General features: G+C 59.5%; 25 protein-coding genes. 13 read left to right on the forward strand and 12 right to left on the reverse strand.

The window, feature by feature from the left end; all coding sequences use genetic code 11:
- Genes HQN82_RS19820 through HQN82_RS19835 form a run of 4 tightly spaced genes read right to left on the reverse strand, consistent with a single transcriptional unit; the run spans position 1 to position 2,213 of the window.
- Positions 1-861, reverse strand: a complete 861-nt coding sequence (locus HQN82_RS19820; protein WP_004437909.1) for a TIGR02587 family membrane protein — start codon at positions 859-861, stop codon at positions 1-3.
- Between the two features lie 53 nt (positions 862-914).
- Positions 915-1,355: a PPC domain-containing DNA-binding protein gene (locus HQN82_RS19825; protein WP_173615673.1), complete on the reverse strand. Its 441-nt coding sequence runs from the start codon at positions 1,353-1,355 to the stop codon at positions 915-917.
- Positions 1,356-1,413: 58 nt separating this feature from the next.
- Entirely contained in the window at positions 1,414-1,974 is a 561-nt protein-coding gene (locus HQN82_RS19830; protein ID WP_107340525.1) for a DJ-1/PfpI/YhbO family deglycase/protease, read from the reverse strand.
- A 17-nt stretch (positions 1,975-1,991) separates the two neighbouring features.
- Complete coding sequence (locus HQN82_RS19835; RefSeq protein ID WP_004437916.1) at positions 1,992-2,213, reverse strand: hypothetical protein; 222 nt, start codon at positions 2,211-2,213, stop codon at positions 1,992-1,994.
- Between the two features lie 44 nt (positions 2,214-2,257).
- Between HQN82_RS19835 and HQN82_RS19840 the strand changes: the two genes are divergently transcribed.
- From HQN82_RS19840 to HQN82_RS19855, 4 genes are read left to right on the forward strand one after another with little or no spacing between them, the layout of a single operon-like run.
- On the forward strand, positions 2,258-2,488 hold the full coding sequence (locus HQN82_RS19840) for a hypothetical protein (protein WP_107340523.1): 231 nt from the start codon (positions 2,258-2,260) through the stop codon (positions 2,486-2,488).
- A gap of 15 nt (positions 2,489-2,503) precedes the next feature.
- Positions 2,504-3,322: an N-formylglutamate amidohydrolase gene (locus HQN82_RS19845; RefSeq protein ID WP_173615674.1), complete on the forward strand. Its 819-nt coding sequence runs from the start codon at positions 2,504-2,506 to the stop codon at positions 3,320-3,322.
- Complete coding sequence (locus HQN82_RS19850) at positions 3,319-5,196, forward strand: flavohemoglobin expression-modulating QEGLA motif protein (protein WP_173615675.1); 1,878 nt, start codon at positions 3,319-3,321, stop codon at positions 5,194-5,196. The genes HQN82_RS19845 and HQN82_RS19850 overlap by 4 nt, the downstream gene beginning before the upstream one ends.
- 10 nt (positions 5,197-5,206) lie before the next feature.
- Positions 5,207-6,253, forward strand: a complete 1,047-nt coding sequence (locus HQN82_RS19855; protein WP_107340520.1) for a glutathione synthase — start codon at positions 5,207-5,209, stop codon at positions 6,251-6,253.
- On the opposite strand, the gene HQN82_RS19860 is transcribed toward HQN82_RS19855, so the two are convergent.
- Both HQN82_RS19860 and HQN82_RS19865 read right to left on the reverse strand, forming a co-directional pair.
- Positions 6,254-7,276 (reverse strand): NAD-dependent epimerase, encoded by a 1,023-nt coding sequence (locus tag HQN82_RS19860; RefSeq protein ID WP_173615676.1) that lies wholly within the window; start codon positions 7,274-7,276, stop codon positions 6,254-6,256.
- Positions 7,277-7,359: 83 nt separating this feature from the next.
- Positions 7,360-8,691, reverse strand: a complete 1,332-nt coding sequence (locus tag HQN82_RS19865) for a UDP-glucose dehydrogenase family protein (RefSeq protein WP_173615677.1) — start codon at positions 8,689-8,691, stop codon at positions 7,360-7,362.
- Between the two features lie 381 nt (positions 8,692-9,072).
- Here HQN82_RS19865 and HQN82_RS19870 point away from each other — a divergent pair, with 381 nt between their 5' ends.
- Positions 9,073-9,960: a DMT family transporter gene (locus HQN82_RS19870; RefSeq protein ID WP_004437937.1), complete on the forward strand. Its 888-nt coding sequence runs from the start codon at positions 9,073-9,075 to the stop codon at positions 9,958-9,960.
- A gap of 9 nt (positions 9,961-9,969) precedes the next feature.
- On the opposite strand, the gene HQN82_RS19875 is transcribed toward HQN82_RS19870, so the two are convergent.
- On the reverse strand, positions 9,970-10,872 hold the full coding sequence (locus tag HQN82_RS19875; RefSeq protein WP_173615678.1) for a LysR family transcriptional regulator: 903 nt from the start codon (positions 10,870-10,872) through the stop codon (positions 9,970-9,972).
- A gap of 213 nt (positions 10,873-11,085) precedes the next feature.
- Between HQN82_RS19875 and amaB the strand changes: the two genes are divergently transcribed.
- The 4 genes from amaB to HQN82_RS19895 all read left to right on the forward strand — a co-directional run bounded on the left by amaB (position 11,086) and on the right by HQN82_RS19895 (position 15,455).
- Positions 11,086-12,615, forward strand: coding sequence for an L-piperidine-6-carboxylate dehydrogenase (amaB, locus tag HQN82_RS19880; protein WP_173615679.1), 1,530 nt, complete (start codon positions 11,086-11,088; stop codon positions 12,613-12,615).
- A gap of 254 nt (positions 12,616-12,869) precedes the next feature.
- Positions 12,870-13,823, forward strand: a complete 954-nt coding sequence (locus tag HQN82_RS19885; protein WP_035210700.1) for an aliphatic sulfonate ABC transporter substrate-binding protein — start codon at positions 12,870-12,872, stop codon at positions 13,821-13,823.
- Positions 13,824-13,839: 16 nt separating this feature from the next.
- Complete coding sequence (locus HQN82_RS19890; protein ID WP_107341467.1) at positions 13,840-14,619, forward strand: ABC transporter permease subunit; 780 nt, start codon at positions 13,840-13,842, stop codon at positions 14,617-14,619.
- Positions 14,620-14,627: 8 nt separating this feature from the next.
- Positions 14,628-15,455 (forward strand): ABC transporter ATP-binding protein, encoded by an 828-nt coding sequence (locus HQN82_RS19895; RefSeq protein WP_173615680.1) that lies wholly within the window; start codon positions 14,628-14,630, stop codon positions 15,453-15,455.
- Positions 15,456-15,498: 43 nt separating this feature from the next.
- Here HQN82_RS19895 and putA read toward each other — a convergent pair whose 3' ends face one another.
- Positions 15,499-19,173 (reverse strand): trifunctional transcriptional regulator/proline dehydrogenase/L-glutamate gamma-semialdehyde dehydrogenase, encoded by a 3,675-nt coding sequence (gene putA / locus HQN82_RS19900; RefSeq protein WP_173615681.1) that lies wholly within the window; start codon positions 19,171-19,173, stop codon positions 15,499-15,501.
- A 175-nt stretch (positions 19,174-19,348) separates the two neighbouring features.
- Between putA and HQN82_RS19905 the strand changes: the two genes are divergently transcribed.
- On the forward strand, positions 19,349-19,819 hold the full coding sequence (locus HQN82_RS19905; RefSeq protein WP_173615682.1) for an Lrp/AsnC family transcriptional regulator: 471 nt from the start codon (positions 19,349-19,351) through the stop codon (positions 19,817-19,819).
- A gap of 64 nt (positions 19,820-19,883) precedes the next feature.
- Here the strand turns inward: HQN82_RS19905 and HQN82_RS19910 are convergent, their stop codons facing one another.
- Complete coding sequence (locus HQN82_RS19910) at positions 19,884-20,450, reverse strand: sigma-70 family RNA polymerase sigma factor (protein WP_004437960.1); 567 nt, start codon at positions 20,448-20,450, stop codon at positions 19,884-19,886.
- Positions 20,450-20,656: a NepR family anti-sigma factor gene (locus HQN82_RS19915; RefSeq protein ID WP_004437962.1), complete on the reverse strand. Its 207-nt coding sequence runs from the start codon at positions 20,654-20,656 to the stop codon at positions 20,450-20,452. Before HQN82_RS19915 ends, HQN82_RS19910 begins: the two co-directional genes overlap by 1 nt.
- 138 nt (positions 20,657-20,794) lie before the next feature.
- Here HQN82_RS19915 and HQN82_RS19920 point away from each other — a divergent pair, with 138 nt between their 5' ends.
- Together HQN82_RS19920 and HQN82_RS19925 are read left to right on the forward strand one after the other, a co-directional pair.
- Positions 20,795-21,589, forward strand: a complete 795-nt coding sequence (locus HQN82_RS19920; RefSeq protein WP_004437964.1) for a response regulator — start codon at positions 20,795-20,797, stop codon at positions 21,587-21,589.
- Positions 21,590-21,685: 96 nt separating this feature from the next.
- The gene (locus HQN82_RS19925; protein WP_173615683.1) at positions 21,686-22,675 is read left to right on the forward strand and encodes a sensor histidine kinase; all 990 of its coding nucleotides are present in this window, start codon (positions 21,686-21,688) and stop codon (positions 22,673-22,675) included.
- 257 nt (positions 22,676-22,932) lie between these two features.
- On the opposite strand, the gene HQN82_RS19930 is transcribed toward HQN82_RS19925, so the two are convergent.
- Entirely contained in the window at positions 22,933-24,657 is a 1,725-nt protein-coding gene (locus tag HQN82_RS19930) for a sensor histidine kinase (protein ID WP_173615684.1), read from the reverse strand.
- Between the two features lie 231 nt (positions 24,658-24,888).
- On the opposite strand from HQN82_RS19930, the gene HQN82_RS19935 reads away from it, so the two are divergent.
- Entirely contained in the window at positions 24,889-25,464 is a 576-nt protein-coding gene (locus HQN82_RS19935; protein WP_004437975.1) for a PRC-barrel domain-containing protein, read from the forward strand.
- A gap of 97 nt (positions 25,465-25,561) precedes the next feature.
- On the opposite strand, the gene galE is transcribed toward HQN82_RS19935, so the two are convergent.
- A complete protein-coding gene (gene galE, locus HQN82_RS19940; protein ID WP_173615685.1) occupies positions 25,562-26,545 on the reverse strand; it encodes a UDP-glucose 4-epimerase GalE in 984 nt (327 codons plus the stop codon).
- Between the last annotated feature and the right edge of the window lie 68 nt (positions 26,546-26,613).

Genomic DNA, 26,613 nt, shown 5'->3' on the forward strand with positions numbered 1-26,613 from the left:
TCACAGGATCAGCCGGGCCGAGGCGGCGCCGATCGAGGCGGGAACGCCGAGAATGACGGCGGCATTCAATATCTGCGACAGGGAGGTGTGGTCGAGGCGTTCGAAAGTCCAGAGCGTGTAGATGCTGATGCCGATGGCGATGACGTAGCCCGGCAGGGTGAAGCGGATGAAGGATTGCCACCATTTCTGTCCCTCGTGTAGCCGATGCGAGCCCTTGAAATGAAGCGCGTAGACGAAACCATGCATGATGGCGATCGACAGCAGGCACAGGGCGAGAATGTGATAGGGGGTCACCTTATAGGCGATGAGGATCATTTCTTCCGTCGGCGCGACGTTGAGGTTCAGAAAGAGCGCACCCACCACCATCATGAAAAGCTCGTGCAGATATCCGGTCTCGCCCGAATATTCGCCTTTCTCTTCATCCTGCTCATCGGAATGCTGTCCAAGCTGGCTGCGGCCGAGCAGGGCGCCTATGCTCGCGGGAACGGATTGTAACGCAACCTTTGTGACGATGTTGGAGGCGGTGATCTGGTCATTGAGGACACCGAACAGCAGGAGTGCGGCCGCGCTCACCGCGACGCCCAGCCCATAGGCGGTAATTGCGTCTCGCGCCGCCTGGCTCCAGGAGTGGATATTCTCGAACCCGATCCGACGGGCGAGAAGTAGAAGCAGCGGCAGGTTGAGGACGCAAAGCAGCAAGAGCCGCCATGGGCTGATGTATAGGCCCAGAAACCACATCTCCATGGTCATCAACATGGGCAGGGCAAACAGCAATGCGCCCGCCGTTCCTCGCGCCAGACCTGTCAGAAACTGTCTGACCTCGTCGTCGCCTTCACCGTCCCGATCGATTGTCGCCGCCATGCCATCCCCCGTGTGAAGAGATAACGCAATCGCGTTTTTCCGGTTCCGCGGGATTATTTCGCGGGGTCGATGAGAGCTATGCCGAACTCACTGATATAGCTGCGTCGCAGCTCTGCGGGTGTTTCGCGGATAACCACCTCCAGTGTCGGTCGTACCACGCCTTTCAGAAAATGCCCGCCCTTGGTCGAGCCATCGGCAAAGCCCAGGACGACATGCAGGTGCGGGTTCGGCGTATCGTTTTCGTCAAGGGTGATATCGCCGAGCAGGCTCAGGACCTCGCTCTGTTCCGTCACGGGTATTTCTTTGTATTCTCGCGATGAAAGGTCGAAAAACGCAAGCGTCGCGGTGGAGAAGGCACCGATCGCCGTCACCGACGCCGCGTTGATGTTTTCGGTCCGCGCAAAGCGGCGGATCGCGTCGAATGCCTCTTCTTCCGGCTCGATCACGAGAATGAAGGTACGTTCGGCGGCGCTCGCCAGCAATCTGCTTTTCATGACTTCCTCCAAAAAAGTACCGCCGGAAGCCGGCGGCACAAAGGAATTGCGGAGCGTGTCAGGCGGCACGGCGCTCGTGGCGACCTTCCTCCACCTCTTCGACGATCTTGGCCACAAAGGCATCAAGATCATCGGGGCTGCGGGAGGTGATGATCCCCTTGTCGGTGACCACCTTTTCATCCTTCCAGTTGGCGCCGGCGTTTTTCAGGTCGGTCTTGATCGACCAATAGGATGTGGCGTCACGGCCGCGAAGGGCGTCGGCTTCGACCAGAAGCCAGGGCGCGTGGCAGATGGCCGCTACCACCTTGCCGGATTTGAGAAAATCGCGGACCACCCGCATGGCGTCTTCGTCATGGCGCAGCACGTCTGGATTGATCTGGCCGCCGGGAAGCACCAGCGCATCGAAATCATCCGGGCGAACGCTTTTCGCGGGCAGGTCGACGGCGATGCTGTCGCCCCAGTCCTTTTCATCCCAGCTTTTGATCTCCCCTTCCTTGATAGAGGCGATCTTTACATCCGCGCCTTTGGCCTTGAGCTGATCGTAGGGCACCCTGAGCTCCGAGCGTTCATAGCCGTCGGTTGCCAGGATAAGGATTTTTGCGGCGTTAATAGCAGTCATATCTGTCTCCTTTGGGTTCAATCTTCCTTGTCCGAATTCACGGAGGGGAGAAAAAATTCCACGTCCTTGCGGCGTTCCGCGTCGAGCGGTTCGATGTGCGTCTGCCAGAATGTCTCGGCTGCAGCTGGTTCGTGCTCCCATTGGCGCACAAATGTCTTGTTGTCGTCGATCATCACCTGACGCGTGCCGCCGAGCCGCAGATATTCTTCCGCAAGTTTGCGCGTTTCGGTTTTTTCCATGTCGCGGCTCCTTGTGTGTGGAATCGGGAACGGAGGGACGCCGGATGGGTAAGAAGCTCGACTGCCGTTTCGTTGGCCACCGGGAGAAAACGGAAAAACCCCGATGTTCTTCAGCGCCATCATGTCCGTTTGACACGGCGGCCCTCCTGCCAGAACAACGTGAGCTTTCCGGTATGGTTCCGCAGTTTTTTGACGGTGCATGCGTGCTGCGGCCCAATAAATCGCGCGCAATTTTTACCGGAACAAACGGGCCGCTTGTGCTGTTCTACCCCTGATGCAGGGGAGGCAGCATGGTAGCCAGACACAGCGACGGCAAGGATGAAAATACGGGCTTCTGGACGATCGGGTTTGGCAATTCGCCGGTTATCGGCACGGCCATCCATGACGGCCACCGCATACGGCCCGATATAGCCGGGCTGATGGCCCTTTCGGGAGAACAACGCCTGAGAGAGGAAGATCCGTTCACCGGCGACATGATTGCGGGATTGACCAACCGCATCATCGTGCACCACTCACGTTTCGAAATCGACCTCAACCGCGCCGCCGATCAGGCCATCTATCTGAAGCCGGAACAATCCTGGGGGCTTGAGGTATGGAAACAGGAGCCCGCGCCGGCAGCGGTCCGGCAATCTCTGGATTTCCACGCGGATTATTACGCGATGCTGGAAAATACGCTGGCCGCGCTTGAACGGCGACACGGCGCTTTTGTCGTGCTCGACGTGCACACCTACAACCATCGCCGGCAGGGTCCGACTGCGCCGCCTACCACGCCTGCGGAAGCACCCGATATCAATATCGGCACCTTTTCCATGGACCGCAGCCGCTGGAACGATATCGTCAGCGCCGTCGGTCATCATTTCGCGTCAGCGACCATTGCCGGACGCCGTCTTGATGTCCGCGAGAACGTGGCGTTTCAGGGCAAGGGGGAGCAGACCCGTTTCATCCACGAGCGTTTCGCGGAAAACGGCTGTGCCATCGCCATCGAGTTCAAAAAATTCTTTATGGACGAATGGACCGGAAAGCCGGACAGACGCGTAGTGTCGGAAATACGGGACATGATTACGGCACTTCAGCCCGTTGTCGAGGAATGTCTGAGGTCGCGGCGATGAATGTTTCTGCCGCCCGTGATGTCCCTTCTCCCACTGCCGAGCTGGTGGATGACGTGACATCCTGCCTCCAGGCAGGCAAGGCAATACGTCGCGATATCGGCAAAGACGGCAGGCTTCATATCGACCGGCCACTGCCTTTCCTGTGCCTGCATCTGACCGGCGGCACGAAAGATCTTGCCGCGCGCGACATTGCCGCCGCTCACGCTTCCTATCTCATTGCTTCGACCGTTCAGGAGGCCGCGCCGTTGATCGAGGCCGTGGGTGCGGCCATGCGGGAGCGTTTCGGCGCCTTCATCGTGCTGGATATAGGTGAGTTGGAGCACGACATCCTGCTCGCCGACGATTCACCCTTCTTACCGCATTATGAGGTCTCCGTCTCGGCGACAGCCGAACCGGAAACACAAAAGGCCCGTCGGGTATTCATCAAGGCCGTGTGTGACGCCGAGGTGCGGTTTCGTACACCGCGCATCACCCGGCCCGAGCCGGAAGGCGACCCGATCCTCCGGTTTCAGAATGCAGGACTGGACTTTCCCTGTATCAGTGTCCGTTTCGCGCCGATCTATCGACAGCCTGAATCCGGTGCCGATTATCCGGGCCTGCGCGAGACGATGATCGCCGATCTTTTCGACGCGGGCCTGCAGGCCTTCTCGTCATTCTCTGCAGGGATGGACGCGCTCAAGGTGACCAGCCACAGGGCGCTAGGCCGCAAGGCCTTCGTCGATGCGGTCAGGCGCGCAGACAGGTCCATCGACGATATCGTATCGTCCTTCGATTTCCTTCTCTCCGTCACGCCAATCAATGCCCGCCGGGCCTTCGAGGAGTTTCGGGACGGCAGCTTCCAGTTCGCGCCGCGTCTTCTCTACCGGCCGTTGGGCGTCGATGTCGAGGAGCAGAAGCGAAAGCTCTATTCGGTTGTTTTCGATCATCTGGAAGATCCGGTGCTTTACCATCTCTATCGGGAGAAACAGCAGGAGATCGATCTGCAACTGACGATGCTGGCCAATCTGCACCGGCGCACTTTCACGGATTTTTCCCGCGCCCTCTATGGCGCCGTCGAACCTGCGCTGCTGACGCTGGCGCTGCGGGTGCTGGAGGATTGTCCCCGCCGGGAGGAGGCCGGCGAAATCGCGATGGTCGATTGCTACGCCGTCGCACGGAAGTCGCGCGAGATGGTCGAGTCCTACTTGGCCGAGGAGCCGGGCTTCAAGGCACGGGTGGAAATCCGCGACGACCTGCCGCCGGGTCTGATGGTGACGGGCGAGAAACTTCTGATTTCCCGACACACCGTCATGGAGCAGCGCCGTGTCGAAGCGCTCCTGTCGCATGAGATCGGCGTGCATCTTCTCACCTATTTCAATGGGTCGTTTCAGGGGCTCAGGCTCTTTCGTACCGGCCTCTCCGGCTATGAGGGCGTGCAGGAAGGGCTGGCGGTGCTGGCGGAACATCTGGCTGGCGGAATGACGCGCGAGCGCCTGCGGCTAATTGCGGCCCGCGTCGTCGGCTGTGCCGCCATGCTGGATGGCGCCAGCTTTGTGGAGACGTTCCGGCTCATGACCCGCGACCATGGTTTTGATGAGGCTGGCGCCTTCAACATGACGTTGCGCATCTATCGCGGCGGCGGCCTCTCGAAGGACGCGATCTATCTGCGCGGGCTGGCGGAGGTGCTGGACCATCTGCGCAAGGGCGGCGCGCTCGATCTGTTCTGGATGGGCAAGATCGCCGCCCAGCATTTCCCGGTCATGCAGGAGCTTGCCCTGCGCGGCCTTTTGCGCCCGCCAGGGGTCAGGCCCGCATTCCTGCTGCCGGCCAGGGCCAACGAGCGTCTGGAAAAAATCCGGGCGGGAATATCCATTGCCGAACTCGCGACATTATAGGAGGGGCTTCATGCGTATCGCATTTTTCGTCAATTCGATTGAAACCGAGGGGCCGAATTTTGCAACCGGCCTGCTGGCCATGGCGGCGCTCAATCGCGGCCACGAGGTTATCTATCTGACGCCGGGTGACTTTACCCTGCGTTCGGATGACAGCCTGACGATCCATGCCACGGTGCTGCCGAAGGCGAAATACAAGAAATCCGACGCGTTTCATGCTGCTCTTCAGGACAAGACGCTGGAACGGCGGACCATGGATGTCGAGGAGGTCGATGCTCTGATGCTGCGCAACGATCCCTCGCTCGACCAGACCACACGGCCCTGGGCGGTCCATGCCGGCATCCTGTTCGGTCGGCTCGCCGAACAGCGCGGCGTCGTCGTACTGAACGATCCCGAAGGTCTGGCGCTGGCGCAGAACAAGCTCTATTTCCAGAGCTTTCCCGAAATCGTTCGGCCGACCACGATCATTTCGCGCAATGTGGATGAAATCCGAGCCTTCGCCGATGCCCATCCAAAAGGTGTCATCGTCAAGCCGCTGCAGGGCTCCGGCGGCAAGAACGTCTTCAAGATCGGCTCCAGCAAGGAAACCAATCTCAACCAGATTTTCGAGGCCGTCAGCCTTGAGGGTTATCTGATCGCGCAGGCCTATCTGCCAGCTGCTAAGGACGGCGATATCCGCTTCTTCATGATGAATGGCCGGCCGCTGATGCGCGACGGCAAATATGCCGCCCTTCGCCGTGTGCCTGCAAAAGGCGATCTGCGTTCCAACATCCATGCCCGCGGTACGGCGGAGGCCGTGAAGGTGACAGACGACATCGTGGCGCTTGCCGAAATGGTGCGGCCGAAGCTGGTGGAGGACGGCATGTTCCTTGTCGGACTTGATATCGTCGGTGACAAGATACTGGAGGTGAACGTGTTTTCGCCGGGCGGACTTTCCAATATCCGCGACCTCACGGATATGGATTTCAGCGACACAATCATAGAGGCAGTGGAAACCAAGATCGCCATGCAGAGCGCGTCCGGCGGCACCATCTCCAATCGCCTGCTGGCAACGCTGTAGTTATTCCTTCAGCGCGGAGGATTGCATCTGCCGATACCAGGCGACGAGGGCCTCGATGCCCTCTTCGACCGGCGTCTGCGGCACGTAGCCGGTAAGGGCTCTCAAAAGATCGGGCGAGGCGAAAGTGCGGGGAACGTCACCCTGCTGCATCGGCAGCATGTTGCGGACCGCCGGTTTCCCAACCGCTTTTTCGACCGTCTCGACGAAATGCATCAGTTCCACCGGCTGGCCGCCGCCAATATTGACGACGCGGAACGGTGCATGGTGGGAGAGCGTGTCGGTGACGCCTTCCTGTGTGACGCGGTTTTCCTCGGAGGGGATGACCGCGCTCAGTCGGACGATGCCCTCCACCAGGTCGTCGATATAGGTGAAGTCGCGGCTCATTTTGCCTTGACCGTAAATATCGATCGGGCGGCCGTTCGAGATGGCGTCGACGAATTTGATCGGCGCCATGTCCGGGCGCCCCCATGGACCGTAGACCGTAAAGAAACGAAAGGCGGTGGTGGGCAGCTTGTGCAGATGGGCATAGCTGTGCGCCATCAGTTCCATCGATTTCTTGGTGGCGGCGTAAAGCGTCATCGGCTCATCGGCCTTGTCGCTTTCCGCAAACGGGATTTTCTCATTGGCGCCGTAGATGGAGGAGGTCGATGCCAGCATCAGGTGCTTGACATCAAGGCTTCTGGCAAGCTCCAGCATGTTGAACGAGCCAATGAGATTGGAATCGACATAGGCGCGGGGATTTTCAAGGCTGTAACGCACACCCGCCTGGGCGGCGAGATGAATGATGATTTCAGGCTCGGCGGCGTCGGCCGCGCGCTTCAGCGCATCCGTATCCTCGAGCATGCCGATCTCCGCCCGGAAACCGTTGGAGCGGGAAAGAATGGCGTGACGCTTTTCCTTGAGGCTGACATCGTAATATTTCGTCATGCCGTCGAAGCCGGTGACGAAATGACCAGCATCGAGCAGACGCTTGGCGACGTAAAAGCCGATAAAGCCTGCTGTGCCGGTGACCAGATAACGCATGATGATTTCCCGAATTCATTGGTGCGTCTGCGGTTAAACCGAAACGCAGAAAACCTTTTGATGAAACTGCGATGGTGGCGCCTTCAAGCGTCGTTATCCGACCCGCCTTCCTGCGGGCGACCGACGGCGGCATAGATGAAGCCATGGGCGGCGACTTCGTCGGTGCGGTAAATATTGCGCAGATCCACCAGCACCGGGCTTTTCATGATCGCCTTGAGGCGCGGCAGGTCGAGGGCGCGGAACTGGTTCCACTCCGTCACGATGACCACCGCGTCAGCGCCTTCCGCAGCCTTATAAGGCCCGGTTGCGTAATCGATGTCCTCGATCAGATGGCGGGCATTCGCCATGCCTTCCGGGTCGTAACCCACCACCTTCGCGCCGCCGTCCTGCAGGGTCTGGATGATGGCTATTGCCGGACTATCGCGCATGTCGTCGGTATTCGGCTTGAAGGTGAGGCCTAGCACGGCGATCTTCTTGCCGCGCACGTCACCACCCACCGCGTTGATGACCTTGCGGCCCATGGCGCGCTTGCGGTTGTCGTTGATGGCGATGGTGGTTTCGATCAGCCGCACCGGCGCGTCGTAATCCTGCGCGGTCTTGGCGAGCGCCAGCGTATCCTTGGGAAAACAGGAGCCGCCATAACCGGGGCCGGCATGCAGGAATTTCGGGCCGATACGGCCATCGAGGCCAATGCCGCGCGAGACATCCTGCACATTCGCACCGACCTTTTCGCACAGATCGGCCATTTCGTTGATGAAGGTGATCTTCATCGCCAGAAAGGCGTTGGCGGCGTATTTGATGAGTTCTGAAGCGCGTCTGGTGGTGAAGAGCAGTGGCGACTGGTTGAGATAGAGCGGGCGGTAAACCTCGGTCATGACCGGCCGGGCACGTTCATCCGAAAGGCCAACGACGATACGGTCCGGCCGCTTGAAATCCTCTATCGCCGCACCTTCGCGCAGGAATTCCGGGTTGGAAACCACGGCGAAATCGGCCGAGGGGTTTTCCTCATGGATAATTCGTTCCACTTCGTCGCCGGTGCCGACGGGAACGGTGGATTTGGTGACGATTACGGTGAAACCATCCAGCGCATGGGCAATTTCCTTTGCCGCCGCATAGACATAACCGAGATCGGCATGGCCGTCCCCGCGCCGCGACGGCGTGCCGACCGCGATGAAGACCACGTCGGCCTTGGCAACGGCGGCGGAAAGATCGGTGGTGAAGCTCAACCGCCCGGCTTTGGCATTGTTGGCGACGATGGTCTCCAGACCCGGCTCGAAGATCGGGATATGGCCATTTTTCAAGGCTTCGATCTTTTCCGGCATCTTGTCGACGCAAACCACGTCATGGCCGAAATCGGCAAAACACGCGCCGGACACAAGGCCGACATAACCCGAACCGATCATCACAATCCGCATTCTTTTTCCTTTCGGTTAGCGAGGCCATGGTAACGCAGCAATATCAGCCGGGGAAATCATCGGGTGAAAATCGCAGGATAATATTTAGCCGCCTTCATGCCCGCCGCCAAGCGCCGCGATCAACACCGGCTAACCTCTTTCCATGACGGTGATGTGATGCCGCGGCGGGACAAATTTGCCGCACCTTGCAGCCATCTGCACCGGCCGCGCCCAATCGGACAATTTTGCTGCTTTTGCGGCTTGCACTCATAGGTAGCCGGGTCTAGCCATAGGGTCGAGGATCAAATCTGCCAGACTATCTGTCCCCAAAAGGGGCATCCGGGTCGCGTTCCACGCGACCGGGAGAAGCTTTGCGTTGCGGTCGATGTTCGGGGAAGTCAAATGCAAAAGGGTTTTCTGCTCGGTCTGTTCGCCTACGCGACCTTTTCCATGGGCGATGCCACCATCAAGTCGCTTGGATCGCAGATCAGCGTTTTCGAAATCGGCTTTTTCAGCATCCTGTTCTCCGGCATCTTCATCTTCTTCAGCAAACCGCGCGAGGAAAGGTGGCGTGAGTTCTGGCGCATGAGCCGGCCGTTCGCGGTGCACGGTCGCGCCATTTCCGGCCTGTTCGCGGGTATTTTCGGTATTTATGCCTTCACCACCATTCCGCTGGCGGAAGCCTATGCGCTGATCTTCCTGTCACCGCTCTTCGTAACCGTCCTTTCCGCCGTCGTGCTGAAGGAGAATATCGGCCCATGGCGCTGGGCTGCGGTTCTTGCGGGCATCGTGGGCGTTATCCTTGTCGTGCGGCCAGGTTTCAAGACGCTGGAACTTGGGCATATCGCCGCAATCGGCGTCGCCTTCCTGGCGGCCATGACCATCGTGCTTTTGCGCTCGCTTGCGGGCAAGGAAAAGCGCACTTCGATCATGGGTGTGCTGCTGGTCTACGGCCTCACCTTCAACGGCATTGCCTCCATTCCCGATTTTGTCATGCCCAACCTGCACCAGCTGCTGGCCTTTGCCTTTATCGGGCTTTGCACGGCGACAGGGCAGATCACGCTTCTGGTGGCAACCCGCATTGCACCGGCAAGCCAGATCGCCCCTTCGCATTATTCGCAAATCCTCTGGGCAGTCGCGATGGGCATGGCCTTCTTCCACGAATATCCTGACGCCATTGCGGTACTCGGGCTCGCCGTCATCGCCGCATCCGGGCTGCTGACGATGATCCGCGAAAAGGTCAGGCTCGGCACGGTGCGTTGGAATCCGTTTTTCCGCAATCGCCTCTAATGCGCACAGCTATAATGGCTTGCCGACCTGATCCAGCAGCCAGGCCTGAAAGGCACGGGCGAGCGCATTGTCCTGCCGCCCTTCCGGCAGGGCGACATAATAGCTCTTGTCGGTCTGCAACGGCATATCGAAAACGATTTCGAGGCGGCCGGAGGAAAGTTCGGCCTCGATGAGATATTTCGGCAGAAGGGCGAAACCGATACCGCTCGCGGCGGCTTCGATGATCATGGAGAACTGGTCGAAACGGCTGCCCTGATAGGCATTTTCGGCCATCACCCCTTTCATTTCCAGCCACTCCGTCCACAGTTTCGGGCGCGTGGTGACGTGCAGCAATGGCTGCCGCGTCAGGTCTTCAGGCCGCGTCACCGCCGCATGGCGCAGCAGGGCAGGGCTGGCGACGGGTACGATCACCTCATCGCACAGGAATGTGCAGGTGCCATGTGCCCAGACCGGCTGGCCATAGTGAATGGCCAGATCGAAGCCCTCCTCGTCGAAATCGAAGGGATGAGAGCGCGAGCCGATTGTGATCGTCATATCCGGGTTGGCGTCGATGAATCGGTGCAGGCGCGGCATCAGCCAGCGGCTTCCAAACGTCGGCAGCGTCGCGACGGATAGCGATGCATGCGATGTTCCCGCCGAAACCGCACGCACCATCAGCTGCTCGGATTGCTGCAACAGGCGCCGCACATCGGGCAGGAATTTGCGCCCCGCCTCTGAAAGGACCACCCGTCTGCGGATACGCTCGAAAAGCTGCATCCCCGTCTGCGCTTCGAGTTCGCCGATCTGCCGGCTGACAGCGCTCTGCGTGAGGTTGAGTTCTTCCGCTGCGCGGGTAAAATTGCCATGCCGTGCGGCGCATTCGAACGCCTGCAGGGTGACGATGTCAGGAACCAGTCTTCTACGCGGATCCATTCCATTCTCGCATCAACTTACCCGCTTTCCTCATTGGAAAAGGGTCATAATGCCCATATATGATTACGGGAAAGAATGGAACGGGGTTTTGCCGAGTTCGACGGAGCGAGTTTCCAGAACATATAACGAATTCCGGGGAAAGAACAGCGACGGGAGTTGAAAGCGCCGTATCAAGGCGGCCTTTCCTCCCTCTCAGCCAGAAGGACAATTGATATGGATGCAACCACCAAGCTCGACGTGAAACAGGAAGCCGCCGCCCTGCTCGAGAGGATGGGCGTTGCCCGCGATCTCTACACTGGCGGCGACATGGCCTCTTTCAGCCCTGTGACAGGCGAGCGGATTGCAAGTCTGAAGACCGTGTCGGTCGAGGGCGTAGCGGCCGTGATCGACAGGGCGGACGCTGCCTTCAAGGTATGGCGTAATGTTCCCGCGCCGCGCCGTGGTGAGCTGATCCGGCTGCTTGGTGAAGAACTGCGCGCTTTCAAGGCCGATCTCGGCCGTCTCGTATCGCTGGAAGCGGGCAAAATCCCGTCCGAAGGTCTCGGCGAAGTGCAGGAAATGATCGATATCTGCGATTTTGCGGTCGGTCTTTCCCGCCAGCTTTATGGCCTCACCATCGCCACCGAACGCCCCGGCCACCGGATGATGGAAACCTGGCATCCGCTCGGCGTCGTCGGCGTCATCTCCGCCTTCAACTTCCCCGTCGCTGTCTGGTCGTGGAACGCCGCACTTGCCCTCGTCTGTGGTAACGCGGTCGTCTGGAAGCCTTCGGAGAAGACCCCACTGACGGCGCTTGCCGTTCAGGGCATTTTCGAACGCGCTGCCGCCCGCTTCGGCGATGCGCCGGAAGGTCTGTCGCAATTGCTGATCGGCGATCGCGCGGTTGGCGAAGCATTGGTGGATAATCCCAAGGTGCCGCTGGTTTCGGCCACCGGCTCAACCCGCATGGGCCGTGATGTCGGGCCGCGTCTGGCGAAACGCTTCGCCCGTGCCATTCTTGAACTCGGTGGCAACAATGCCGGCATCGTCTGCCCCTCCGCCGATCTCGACATGGCGTTGCGCGCCATCGCCTTCGGTGCGATGGGCACGGCCGGCCAGCGCTGCACCACCCTTCGCCGCCTTTTCGTGCATGACAGCGTTTATGACGAGCTCGTGCCACGCCTGAAAAAGGCCTATGCTTCCGTCTCCGTCGGCAACCCGCTGGAAACCTCCGCACTCGTCGGCCCGCTGGTCGACAAGGCGGCATTCGAGGCCATGCAGAAAGCGCTCGAAGCGGCCGAGGCGGCTGGCGGCGTGGTGAATGGGGGCGGGCGCGTGGATACGGGCGCGGCAGATGCCTATTACGTGAAACCGGCGCTGGTCGAAATGCCCAACCAGGTTGGCCCCGTTCTCGAAGAGACCTTCGCCCCGATCCTCTACGTCATGAAATATAGCGATCTCGATCAGGCGATCGACGCGCACAACGCCGTTGCCGCCGGTCTTTCGTCGTCCATTTTCACCCGCGACATACAGGAATCGGAACGTTTCCTGTCGTCGGAAGGCTCCGATTGCGGTATCGCCAACGTCAATATCGGCACGTCGGGTGCGGAAATCGGCGGTGCCTTCGGCGGTGAGAAGGAAACCGGCGGCGGCCGTGAATCCGGTTCGGATGCGTGGAAGGCGTATATGCGCCGCGCCACCAACACGATCAACTACTCCAAGGCGCTACCGCTGGCGCAGGGGGTTTCCTTCGATATCGAGTAATCGACTTTTCGATCGCGTTGTCGAAAGAGAAATTGATCCATCATGCCGGTGCGGCTTCCTCCGCGCCGGCATTTCTATTCGATGGGTCCGACAAGGGTCTCCGCGATGATTTGCGGAAAACATGTGGTTGCGCGAAATTTTATTCCCGCAACATTGCCGATATTGAATTATCGTCTCTCTATCGTTTTAATAGAAAACCATAGCATTGCTCCATATCGTGATCCGGCCAGAGGGGCTGGTGATAAGGAGATGAAATGCCAGCCATCACCCGACGCGCGCTTTCCGCCAGCCTTTTTGCCGCCGCCGCATTTTCCGTTCTGCCGCTGCAGGCAGGGGCGGCGGAAGAGTTGAAGATCGGTTATCAGAAAACCGGCCTGCCTGTTATCGCCCGCCAGCAGGGTGTCATCGAAAAGGCGCTCGAAGCCAAGGGCGTGAAAGTTTCATGGGTCGAATTCACCGCAGGCCCGCCGCTGGTGGAAGCCCTGAATGTCGGCTCCATCAATGTCGGCTGGACGGGTGATGCGCCGCCGATCTTCGGCCAGGCAGCGGGTTCGGCCATCGTTTATGTGGCGGCGCTTCCCTCGAACGGTAAGGGCGAGGCGATCTTCACCAAACCCGAAAGCGGCATCAAGTCGGTTGCCGATCTGAAGGGCAAGAAGGTTGGCGTCGGCAAAGGCACCAGTGCACATAACCTGCTCGTCGCGGCTCTCGAAAAGAACGGCCTGAAATTCAGCGATATCGAGGTGACCTATCTCAGTCCTGCCGATGCCGCGGCAGCCTTTGCCAGCGACAAGATCGACGCCTGGGCCGTATGGGATCCCTTCTATGCGATTGCCGAAACCCGATACAAGCCGGTGACGCTGGCCCGCACCAGCGATGTGCTTGCTGTCAGCACCTATTTCCTCGCCAATCGCGACTATGCCAAATCGCATGGCGACACCATCAACACGACGATCGATGCGCTCGGTGAGGCTGCGAAATGGTCCGCCGCCAATCGCGACAAGGTTGCTGCGGCGCTGCATGAGGTGACGGGCGTTCCGCTGGAGGCGCAGACGCTTGCCGCGAACCGTTCGGAATTCGGCATTACCAAGATCGATGACAAGATCATCGCGAGCCAGCAGGAAACGGCGGATCGCTTTTATCGTCTCGGCCTGATCCCGAAACAGATCAGCATCAAGGATGCCGTCTGGTCGGGCGCCACCAATTGAGCCGGAGGGACATGCCGTGAGCAGCAGTAAGCGCATCGAGTTTGGCGGTATCATCGGCTGGCTGCTTCCCGCACTCATCCTTGCAGGATGGGAGGTGGCGGCGCGCGCGGGGGTGATTTCCGCCAATGTGCTGCCCGCCCCCTCCGCAGTCGCCGAAGCCTTCTGGCGGCTTCTGCTCTCGGGGGAACTCCTCGCCAATATCGGCGTCAGCTCCGCCCGCGCACTCGCCGGTTTCGCCATCGGCGGCTCCATCGGCTTCATCTTCGGGCTGGCGAACGGGCTGTCGAAGTTTTCCCGCAGTTTCACCGATACGACGCTGCAGATGATCCGCAACATTCCGCATCTGGCGCTCATTCCGCTCGTCATCCTGTGGTTCGGCATTGATGAAGAAGCGAAGCTCTTTCTGGTCGCGCTCGGCGTGTTTTTCCCGATCTACATCAACACGCTGCTCGGCATCCAGGGCGTCGATCCGCAACTGGTGGAAATGGGCCGTACCTACGGCATGTCGCCCTTCACGCTGTTTCGGCGGGTCATTTTACCCGGTGCACTGCCCGCCATTTTCACCGGATTGCGTTATGCGCTGGGCATCATGTGGCTGACACTGATCGTGGCGGAAACCATTTCCTCCTCGTCGGGCCTCGGCTACATGGCCATGCAGGCGCGCGAGTTCCTGCTGATCGACGTCGTCGTGCTGTCGATCCTTATCTATGCGCTTCTCGGCAAGCTGGCCGACAGTTTTGCCCGCTTCCTCGAAAGCATCTTCCTGCAATGGCATCCAGCCTTCAAGAAAGTCTGAGGTAACCCATGTCGACCGGTAATGTGACGACGTTGAGACGCCCTGATGCCCAGCCATCCCCTCCGCCAGGAGCGGAGGCAAAGATCGAACCCGGCCCGAAATCGACCGAAGGCAAGGTTGCCTTCAGCTTCCGCAACGTCACGAAGAGCTTCGGCGACAAGCCGGTTCTGCGTGGCATCGATCTCGATGTGCGGGAAGGCGAGTTTCTGGCCATCATCGGCAAAAGTGGCTGTGGCAAGAGTACGCTTTTGCGTATTCTGGCCGGTCTCGACACGCCGACGACCGGAACCGTCTCTAAGGATGCCTCAAGCCGCACCCGCATGATGTTTCAGGAGCCGCGTCTTCTGCCGTGGGAGCGTATCGCGAATAACGTTTCAGTGGGATTGACCGGCATCGCCAGGGGCGAGGCGGCGCAGGAACAGGCGCTTGCCATCCTCGATGAGGTGGGCCTGAGGGATCGGGCGGGTGAGTGGCCTTATGTGCTTTCCGGCGGCCAGAAGCAGCGTGTCGCGCTGGCGCGGGCGCTTGTCGCCCATCCGCAGATCCTGGCGCTGGATGAGCCGCTCGGCGCGCTCGACGCGCTCACCCGCATCGAAATGCAGCTTTTGCTGGAGCGCATCTGGCGCAAGCAGAAATTCACCGCCGTGCTCGTCACGCATGATGTTTCCGAGGCCGTGGCGCTCGCCGATCGCATCGTCGTCATCGATGAGGGCCGCATCGCACTCGACCTCGATGTGAAGCTGCCCCGTCCGCGCCGCCATGGCACGGCGGAGTTTGCGAGACTGGAAGAACAGGTTCTGAACCAGCTCTTCGGCCGGGGAGAGGTTACAGGGTAATAATGGGTGTCGCGGCAGGGCCAAGACCCTGCCGCCCCATGTTTTAGCCAATGCTCATCAGGCTGGCATTGCCGCCAGCGGCGGTGGTGTTGACGCTGACGGAGACCTCTTCCACCAGCCAGTCCAGCGTATAGGGCTGGCTTTCCCCGGAAAGCGCTTCCGTGGTCGCGGCCTGAACCAGAACCAGCGGACCGGAAAGAGCCGAGATTTTCCTGTTGATCTCAACCACACGCTCCGCATCGCCTTCAACGAGCGCACCGGCAAAGGGGCCTGACTTTGCCCAGTCATCCGCCCAGACGATGCGCGAGGTGACGGTTGCAGGCAGGCCATAGATCGACTTTTCAAGCCCCGACGCGTTGTCGATGACAACCGCATTTCCAGTCGCAAGCGCTGCCGCGAGCTGGCGGTAAAGCCCCTGTTCGGTTGCCGGGACCAGCAAAACCTTTCCGCGCGGATGCAGCGCATAGACATTTCTCTCACCGACAGGGCCTGCCAGTTCGGTCTCGAAGCCAAGGCCGGAAAGCGCCGCGGCCTGCCGTGCGGCTTCTGCCGCGACCGTCTCACCGTTCTCGTCCAGCCAGCGGGCGAGATCGACGGCGGCCTGATCCTGCTGGCTGGCGATGCGGTCGATCTTCGGTGCCTTTTGTGTCATGCGCCCGAGATAGAGCGGGCCGCCCGCCTTGGGGCCCGTGCCGGAAAGACCGCGTCCGCCAAACGGCTGTACGCCGACGACTGCGCCGATGATGTTGCGGTTCACATAAAGATTGCCGGCCGCGACACGGGAGAGCACGTGCTGGATGGTATCATCGAGACGTGTGTGCAGACCGAAGGTCAAGCCGTAACCGGTGGCGTTGATCTCATCGATCAGCCGGTCGAGATTGTCGCGCTTGAAGCGGATGACATGCAGCACCGGACCGAAAACTTCGCGTTTCAGATCCGCAAGGGACTTCATCTCGATGATGGTCGGCGGCACGAACGTGCCCTTGCCGGTCTCGCCCGCAAGTGTGATCTGCTCGATGCGGTGACCGAGCGAACGCATGTCCTCGATGTGTTTTTCGATGACACCCTTGGCCTCGGCGGTGATGACCGGGCCGACATCGACCGAGAGTCGGTCGGTGCGGCCGATGCGCAGCTCGTGCAGCGCACCTTTCAGCATGGTCAGTGTGCGGTCCGCCACATCTTCCTGCAGGCAGAGAATGCGCAGCGCCGAGCAACGCTGACCGGCGCTGTCGAAGGCGGAAGCAATGACATCGGCGACGACCTGTTCGGCAAGAGCAGAGGAATCGACGATCATGGCGTTCTGGCCGCCGGTTTCGGCAATCAGCGGTACCGGCTGGCCATTCGCCAGAACCCTGCCGGCAAGCTGCCCCTGAATGAGCCGCGCCACTTCCGTGGAGCCGGTGAACATGACGCCTGCCGTCAGCGGCGAACCCACGAGTGCTGCACCCGTCTTGCCGTCGCCCGGCAGAAGCTGCACAGCGTCTTCCGGAACCCCCGCCTCATGCAGCAGGCGCACGCCCTGCGCAGCGATGAGCGGGGTCTCTTCAGCAGGCTTTGCCAGAACCGGATTACCGGCCACCAGCGCCGCCGTCACCTGACCGATGAAGATGGCGAGCGGGAAGTTCCATGGGCTGATGCAGACGACCGGGCCGAGTGGCTTTTCGCCGGCCGCGAAATTCCTGCGCGCTTCCGCTGCGTAATAACGCAGGAAGTCGATGGCCTCGCGCACCTCGGCAATGGCGTTCGGCATGGATTTTCCCGCCTCGCGCATGACAAGGCCGAGCAGATCGGGCATTTCGGCCTGCATGGCGTCGGCGGCACGCTCCAGGCAGTCGGCGCGCTCTTCCACAGGGGTGGATGGCCAGTTCGAGGACGCCGCGCGCTGCATGGCCGCTTCCACATCAGCTTCAGTCGGTTCGGTGACGTATCCGACGATATCATTGTGGTCGCCCGGGTTGAGAACAGGCCGCGTTGCGCCGCCCGCTTGCGATGCGGCCGCTTTCCACTCGGCCGATGCCCCCGCCTTCAGGGCCTTGTCGAGAGCAGAGAGTGTCGTTTCGCTGGAGAGATCGAGGCCGGCGGAATTTTTACGTTGCGGCCCGAACAGGTCGGCAGGGGCGGCGATGCGGTCGTGACGTGCGCCGGGAACGGCATGGGCCTTGACGACGGCGACCGGGTCTTCCAGCAGGGAATCCACCGGCACTGCGGGGTCGGCAATGCGGTTGACGAAAGAGGAGTTGGCACCGTTCTCCAGCAAGCGGCGGACGAGGTAGGCCAGCAACGTTTCATGGGTGCCGACCGGGGCGTAGAAACGGCACGGCCGGTCAAGCTTCTTCTTGCCGACGACCTCGCTGTAAAGCGGTTCGCCCATGCCATGCAGGCACTGAAACTCGTAGTCGCCAAGTTTGAAGTCTGGACCGGCAAGATGATAGATCGTCGCCATGGACTGCGCATTATGGGTCGCAAATTGCGGGAATATCACGTCGCGCGCGGCGAGCAGCTTGCGAGCACAGGCAATGTAGGAGACATCGGTGTGCACCTTGCGGGTGAAGACCGGGAAGTCTTTCAGCCCCTCCACCTGCGCGCGCTTGATTTCGGCGTCCCAGTAGGCGCCCTTGACAAGACGCACCATGATGCGGCGGTTCGAACGGCGGGCAAGGTCGATAATGTAGTCCAGAACGAACGGGCAGCGGCGGCCATAGGCCTGCACAACGAAACCGAGGCCGTTCCAGCCGGCAAGGTCCTTGTCCAGCGCCAGCTCTTCCAGAAGATCAAGCGACAATTCCAGCCGGTCCGCTTCTTCAGCGTCGATATTCAGGCCGATATCGTATTTTTTGCTAAGCAGCATCAGTGATTTCACGCGGGGCAGAAGCTCCGCCATGACGCGTTCGGCCTGCGCGCGCGCATAACGCGGGTGCAGCGCTGAAAGCTTGATGGAAATGCCCGGACCGCCATAGATACCGCGCCCGGCAGAGGCCTTGCCGATGGCGTGGATGGCGTTTTCATAATCCTTGTAATAACGCTCCGCATCCTTTGCGGTGGTCGCGGCTTCGCCCAGCATGTCGTAGGAGTACTGAAAGCCCTGTTCTTCCAGCGGCCTGGAACGCTTGATCGCTTCCCCGATCGTCTCGCCGGTCACGAACTGCTCGCCCATCATGCGCATCGCCATATCGACGCCGCGGCGGATGACGGGTTCGCCAGCCCGGGCGATCAACTTGGTCAGAGCCGCCGAGAGGCCGCTATCGTTCACCGTCGAGGTGAGCTTGCCGGTGATGACGAGACCCCAGGTGGCGGCATTGACGAAGAGCGAGCGGCCGCCGCCAATGTGGGATTTCCAGTCGCCGCGAGCGATCTTGTCGCGGATCAGCGCATCGCGGGTGGCGGTGTCGGGGATGCGCAGCAGGGCCTCGGCGAGGCACATCAAGGCAACACCCTCGTGGCTGGAGAGCGAATATTCCTGGACCAGCCCTTCGACGCCGGTGCCCTTGGTCTTGGCGCGCAATGCGTCGATCAGTTTGCGAGCGGTCTCGCGAATGGCTTTCGCCTGTTCTGCCGTCACCGTGGCCGCTTCGATCAACGGCGCCATGCATTCTTCTTCGGTGCGGCGATAGGCGGCAGTGATCGCCTTGTGCAGCAGGGTCTGCTCACGCACCGGCGGCGCAAAATTCTGGAAAATACCGCTCGTCGCTACACCGGCGTTGCTTGCACCATCGGCCATTCTGAAAATCCTGAAAACGCTGTTGAAGACAGGCTGCAGGCGGCAGCGTGTCCTCAGCCCGCCGCTCGTCATCCTTACGCTCACAATATCATTGCCGCGAAAATTGCTATGGCCTTATTTTTAGCATAAAACAGGCAATATGAACTTTTATTGTCCCAATTTGGCGTAAAAATGAATGGCATATAGTCAGAAAACAGACGGTTTGGATGACTTCGACCTCAAGATTCTCGAGGCGCTCAGCGAGGATGGGCGCATGTCCGTGCTGCAGCTGTCGAAAAAGGTAGGCCTTTCCAAGACACCTTGCCAGACGCGGCTGAAGCGACTGGTGGATGAGGGCTATATTCTCGGTTTCCGCGCCATGCTCAACCCGCAGAAACTCGGCGTCGACCATATCGCCTTTGCCGAGGTCAAGCTGTCCGATACACGGGAAAAAGCACTGGAGGAGTTCAACACTGCGGTACGCAAGATCAAGGAAGTAGAAGAATGCCACATGATCGCCGGCGCCTTCGATTATCTCCTGAAGGTCCGCACCAGCGACATACGCAAATACAGAAGAGTACTGGGCGAAAAAATCTCGAGCCTACCATCTGTCGCTAACACGTCGACCTTTGTGGTCATGCAGTCTGTCAAGGAAACCGGCATCTAAAAAGAAGACGAAAAAACGGGCAGATTCGCGTCTGCCCGTTTGTCATCTTTTGCGTTCAGTCCTCTCAGCGCGCCGTTGCAGCGGCAGTGACGGCTGTCATCTGCGCATCGGGACCGAACTCGTTTTCATTCTCTATGCCCAGCAGTTCCTGCAGGCGCAACCTTGCACGGCTGACGCGGCTCTTGATCGTGCCCACCGGGCATCCGCAGATTTCCGCCGCCTCTTCATAGGCGAAGCCGGAAGCGCCGATCAGCAGTATGGCTTCACGCTGGTCGTCGGGCAATTTCGCGAGCGCTGCGCGGAAATCCTGAAGGTCCACCGAACCATGCTGTTCCGGCGGGACCGACATGCGGGACGTATAGACACCATCCGTGTCCTGCACCTCGCGGCCGGATTTGCGGATCTGGCTATAAAACTCGTTGCGCAGAATCGTCACCAGCCAGGCGCGCATATTGGTGCCGGGTTGATAGCTGTCCTGTTTCGCCCAGGCTTTCATGATCGTGTCCTGCACGAGGTCGTCGGCCCGGTCCCTCGAACGGATCAGCGAAATTGCGAAGGCGCGAAGGTTGGGCAGTGCTGCCAGCATCTCGCGCTTGAAGTTGTATTCTGTCTGCTCCGGCTCTTTCGCCATCATTCCTCCAAAGCCTTGATTTTGGCTCTGCTTTCCGCTTCATCGAGTTTTTCGAGAAGGTCGAGGAATTTGTCAGGGATGCCTTCGTCCTGAACGGCATCATAAAGCTCCCTGAGCTTACGGGAAATCACCGCCCGCCCTGAGTGCGGGACCTGGGGGGCGGCCGGATTATCCGGCTGATCTTGGTCCGATTGAAATATGCTCATAACGTCCGGTATTCCTTTTTTGTCGTAGCAAAGAATGCGCGGCGAAAAAAATAGTTCCGGTGGTTCGGAACTTTTTTTGCGATGTGCACGTTGCTATCTTGGGTTTGCGTTGCAGACCGCATGAAAGGGGAGAATTCCATGTCAGTTTCTACACGCATCGCACCGCACCTGCCATATCTGCGCAGGTTCGCGCGTGCCGTTTGCGGCTCACAATCAACGGGCGATGCCTATGTTGCGGCTACACTCGAAGCGCTGATCGCCGATATCAGCATCTTCCCGCAGACAAGCAGCGATCGTGTTTCGCTCTATCAATTGTTCGTATCGATCTTTAGTTCCGTCACGATCAATATTAAGGCCGACGAAAACCTGTCTGGGTGGGAAAAACGCGCTTCCGCCAATTTGTCCGCCGTGCCGCCACTTGCCCGTCAGGCTTTCCTCCTCACAACCGTCGAAGAGTTCTCGCCTTCGGAGACGGCGGAGGTTCTGCGGGTATCCGAAGACCAGGTCGGTAAGCTCATCGACGAGGCAGCGTCTGAAATCGCCCGGCAGGTGGCGACCGATATCATGATCATCGAGGACGAACCGCTGATCGCCATGGATATCGAACAGATGGTCACCGATCTCGGCCATCGTGTGACGGGCATCGCCCGCACGCACACGGAAGCGCTCGATCTCTTCCATCGTACCCAGCCGAAGATGATCCTGGCCGACATCCAGCTCGCCGATGGCAGCTCCGGCCTCGATGCGATGAAGGACATCCTTCAGATGACCACCCTCCCGGTAATCTTCATCACGGCTTTCCCGGAGCGTCTTTTGACGGGTGAACGGCCCGAGCCGACATTCCTCGTAACGAAGCCCTTCAACCCGGACATGGTGAAAGCACTCATCAGCCAGGCCCTGTTTTTCAACGAAAGCTCGCGCGTCGCGGCGTGAGATTTTGCCGAAACCGCACGCTGACCGGGAACCTCTCTGGTGCCCGGGCGTTGGCGGTTACGGTCGTGGGGCTGCCCCGCGACTTTCTGCAAGGAGATGAATTTGCATCGGCTGGCGTGGCATAACGCGGAGAGGGACGAAAGCGAACTTCACGATTCGCTCGTCCTTGCCTTGCTCGATTCGGGTGAGACAGTCATGCTCCAGGACCGGAACCGTGACTATATATTCGTGGCCAATCTTCCGGATGTCTGGAAGCTGCCGGCTGGATCCCCTCCAACTGATGAAAATCTGTTCGGAAAGGATTTGTCCGGACGGCTGGCCGAGCTCAAGAAAGACATGGGCGCGGCGGGCAGTCGCGGCATGCTGGAAGTGGGCGCGGGCAATGATCGAGTCTTCCAGTTCCACGTGCACTCAACGTTGAATCAGATGAACCAGATGGTGATGAAAACCACCATCCGGGAAGTGACGGCGGAGCGGCGACGCGAGCAGCTTCTGCGTTCGTTGCTGCGCGAAGTCAGTCACCGTTCCAAGAATCTGCTGGCGATCATCCAGAGCCTTGCGGGCCAGACGGCCCGTTTCAGTCTCACCAAGGATGATTTCCTGCGCAAATTCCGGGGGCGCCTGCATGCGCTTGCCCAAAGCCAGGATCTCATCACCGATTCTGACTGGCGGGGGGCACGTATATTCGAGCTGCTGCGCCAGCAATTCGATCTCTATGTGCCTGAATATCCGAACCTCATCCATATGGAAGGTGAGAACCTGCTGCTTAATCCGAACGGCGCGCTCTATATCGGGCTCGCCTTTCACGAACTTGTTGTCAACACTGTCAGCCACAGCGGCAATCTCGCCTATCACCCGCCAATATCCCTGCAATGCCGGCAGGAGGGTGACTTCTACATAGTCGAATGGAACGAGCCGATGACGCCGTCGAAGGAACCCGTGGAGGCAAGGCGAGGCAGTTTTGGCAGCGTCGTGCTGGAAAAGGTGGTTCCCTCCGCTCTGGGAGGAAGCGCAGAATATAAGCTTACTCCAGAGCGCATTGTTTATAGGCTGAAATTCCCCTCGGGCGACGTCGCAGATATGTAACCGACGCACGCGGCCGGACGGACGTCTCGGCCGCCTTTCACTACAGAAGACATTAAAAAAGCACGGCTCAGAGAGAGCCGTGCTATTTCAATGACGGGTTTTCAGGGGCGAAACCCGTTTATACTGGGCCAAGCTTCAGGCGGGGACGGGGGAATTGCTTGGCCTGCATTAAAAACACACTTGGAGAGATTCGGTTCCAGCAAAATGTATATTTTTTGCGGTTCACGATTTATCGTCACTTTTGCGGGTCCGATTAGTTAGTGGGAGCCGGCCTGATCGGATCGTTTGGGCGTGAAGTAACGCATCGGCGCCTCCAGCGCCCATTCGAAACCGCTTTCACGATATTCCGTTGTCACATTCCCTCCGAAAGCGCCTTCCGCGTGCCTCTTGATGACCGTAGTGCCGAAACCCTTGCGGCTGGGCTCCTGCGCCGGGGGGCCGCCCGTTTCAGTCCACACAAGATGAAGCATCTGCCGTCCGTCTTTTTCAACCGGTTTCCAACGGACAGTAATTTTGCCTGAGGGCGCGGACAAAGCGCCATATTTTATTGAATTTGTGGTAAGCTCATGCACGACGAGGCCAAAATTTTGCGCGGCTTCGGGCGAGAGCATGAAATCGTCTCCCGCCAGAACGAAACGCTCTGCCACCGTGCCAAAAACATCGAGGTGGGTCTCGATCAGTTTCCGGATTGGCAAGCCCTGCCACTGAACTTCCGCCAAGGCCCGGATCGACATGCCGAGGCCGCGCAGGCGGTGGTCCACCTCTTTCTGGAATTCCGGAATGCTTTTATTCTCGCGGCCCAGTTGCCGTATCATTGCCTGAACAAGCGTGAGAATGTTCTTGGAGCGGTGCACCAGCTCATGCAGCAGCAATTGCAGCCTTTCTTCTGACTGGCTTCTGTCGAAGGAGGCGTTTGAAAGCGCGATGGCCACCTGATTGGCCTCTTTTATCTTGGTGTCCACCGGCGCGACGATCTCACCTTCACCAATGCGCTCGGCCATGAGGGTCAGGTCGCGGATCGAGCTGCGCAATTGCCGCCCCACCAGATAGGCGCCGCCTATAGCAATCAAAACGAGTACCAGGCTGCCGATCATCATCTGCCGCCATGTATCGACCAGCGCAGCCTGACTTGCGGCAAGCGGCCCCCACATGACGGTTTTCCACTGCCAGCCCGGCAATTGCGCATAGGCGTAAAGATTGCCCTTGCCGTCGAAAAAATTGCCGCTGAAGGCCTGCATTTCGGAGAGTATGGCCGGGGTGACGAACGGTTTGCCAATCGCCGCCTCGTCAGGAGAGGTGGATACAACGACACGATTGGTGCCGTCGATGATAGCGACCGCCCAGTTTCGCGGCAGGTTCTCGGTGGAGATGAGCCGGCTCAGGTCACTGGCATTCTGCGTCAGGATGAGGGCGTCCCCGGCAGACCCGAGTTCCGGATCGAGCGGCATGGTAACGTTGAACACCCAATCCTTGCTGGTTGAGCCGAAAAAAATGTTCGATACCGTAATACGGCGGGATTCTATCGCCTTGGCGAGATCGGCCTCGACCGGCACCTTGCCGAGAGGCTTGCCAAAGGGCACACGGGTGTTGAGATGCTGCTGGCCATCCTTGGTGGCAAGAATGGCATAAAGACCCTCCCGTTTCAGGCTGTCTGCTACGCGCCCCTGAAAGGCGGCGAGATTGCCGCTTTCGAGTTCGGGAAATTGCGACAGGAGATTGAGCGAGGTGGCGATTTCCTGCAGACGGCGATCGATGTTGCGGCTGACGACCCGTACATCCTCGATCGTCTCGCGCTGCAGGTCGTCGCGTTTTTCCGCTTCCAGGCGGAGCATCAAGTAGCCGACGAAAAGGATCAGCGGCAAAGTTATAACGGTCGCCATCACCACCAGATAGGTGCCGATGGAGGCGGTCGGGAAAAAATTCGCGCTACGCCGACGCAAAGCCGAGATCATGTTCTTCAGTCTGTTGCCGGGTCGAGGCATATAAAACTCCGGCATTTATCCCTTTGTTACGACATGGATAATACCGCGCCATACCCCATTGGCAATGGCTGATTTCTTACCTTTGGTTGTTGTGGTTCACGACATCTCCCAAAGCCGTGATTGAAAAAATCGGAACTATTTGGACAACCATGCCGTTTGCCAGTCGAACCGGTCGAAGAGCGGAAAAATGTTTCCGCCGGCCAGTTGAGAACGATGAAAGGAAGGTACGAAATGGCAAAGAAACTTACGATCCTCGTCACCGCCGCCCTCATGGGCACCACGGCTTTCGCGCCGCTTGCCATCGCTCAGGGCACGACGCAACCCGCGCCGGCAAATCCCAGCGCACAGACTGAACCGGCGACGCCGCCAGCGACGCCCATGGCTCCTGCAGCACCTTCGGCCAATGACAGCGCAGCCACGACCACCGGCGGAGCCTATCTGACGGAACAGGGCGAAACGCAAATCAGCGCCAATGACTATATCGGCAAGTCTGTCTATACAGCGGCCGATGAGAGCATTGGTAATGTGACCAACCTCATCATGGAACAGGACGGCGGTCTGGTTGCAGCGGTGATCGGTGTTGGCGGTTTCCTGGGCATCGGCGCCAAGGACGTGGCCGTTCCCATGGACAAGGTGACGATGACGCGCAACGCGCAGGACGGCACCATTCGCCTCACGACGACTGAAACCGCAGAAACGCTGAAGGCAGCGCCGGAATTCAAGACTCTGGAGCAGAAGACCAGCGAGCAGAACGCCGCAACCCCGGCAGCACCCGACAGCACCACCACGTCGGCGACAAAGCCGTAAATCCCATACCTGGGAGGCAGGAGCGGGTACAGGCGCCATCCGCCGTCCCGCAGGAGACACCGGCCGTCGGCCGGTGTCTTTTTATGAACCGATTGGTTTAATCCCCCGCGTTCCGCGACGAATGCCATGCCCAGGCGGATTTGATGATATCGGAAAGAGAATAGCGCGGTTCCCAGCCCAGAACCTCTTTCGCCTTTTCGTTATTTGCCACCAGTGTTGTCGAATCGCCATCCCGACGCCCGGTATATTCGACGGGGAAGGGTCGGCCGGAAACCTCCGAAATCGCTGCCAGCAATTCTTTGACCGTGGTGCCGGTGCCGGTGCCGAGGTTGAGCTCCACGGTTTCTCCGCCCGCCAGCAGATAATCCACTGCACGCACATGGGCGTCGGCGAGATCGAGAATATGGATGTAGTCGCGCACGCAGGTTCCATCGCGCGTGTCGTAATCCGTACCGAATACCTTGAAGCCCTGACGCCGGCCGAGCGCGGCCTCGATGGCCAGCGGGATCGCGTGGGTTTCCGGTTTGTGCCATTCACCGATGCGGCCTTCGAAATCAGCGCCTGCGGCATTGAAGTAGCGCAGCATTACCGAGCGCAGCCCCTTATAGGCGCTGTAATCCTTCAGCGCCTGCTCGACCACCCATTTGGTGCGTCCATAGGGATTTATCGGCGCTTGCCGGTGCGTTTCGTCGATCGGGACCTGTTCCGGCAGACCATAGGTGGCGCAGGTGGAGGAGAAAACGAAGGCGTTGACACCGGCATCGATGGCGGATGAAAGCAGGTTGAGCGAGCCGATGACGTTGTTGTCATAGAAAGCCACCGGCTGCTTGACCGATTCACCGACCTCGATCAGTGCCGCGAAATGCAGAACCGCCTCCGGCCGGTGTTTGGCGAAGACTTCGTCCAGCCGCGCCCGGTCGCGAATATCGCCCTGTTCGAAAGGCCCCCAGCGGACGAATTCCTCATGCCCGTTGGAAAGATTGTCGAAAACGACGGGTTCATACCCTCTTTCAGAGAGGAGAAGGCACGTGTGCGAACCGATATAGCCGGCACCACCGACGACAAGGACTTTCTTCTTCATCAATTGCCTTTCAAAAAATTACGGATGCGCCGAGACTGTATGTTACTTTGTTTAAATAAGGGCGGCGT

The organism is Agrobacterium pusense (genome assembly GCF_013285525.1).
GTDB classification, from domain to species: Bacteria; Pseudomonadota; Alphaproteobacteria; order Rhizobiales; family Rhizobiaceae; genus Agrobacterium; species Agrobacterium pusense.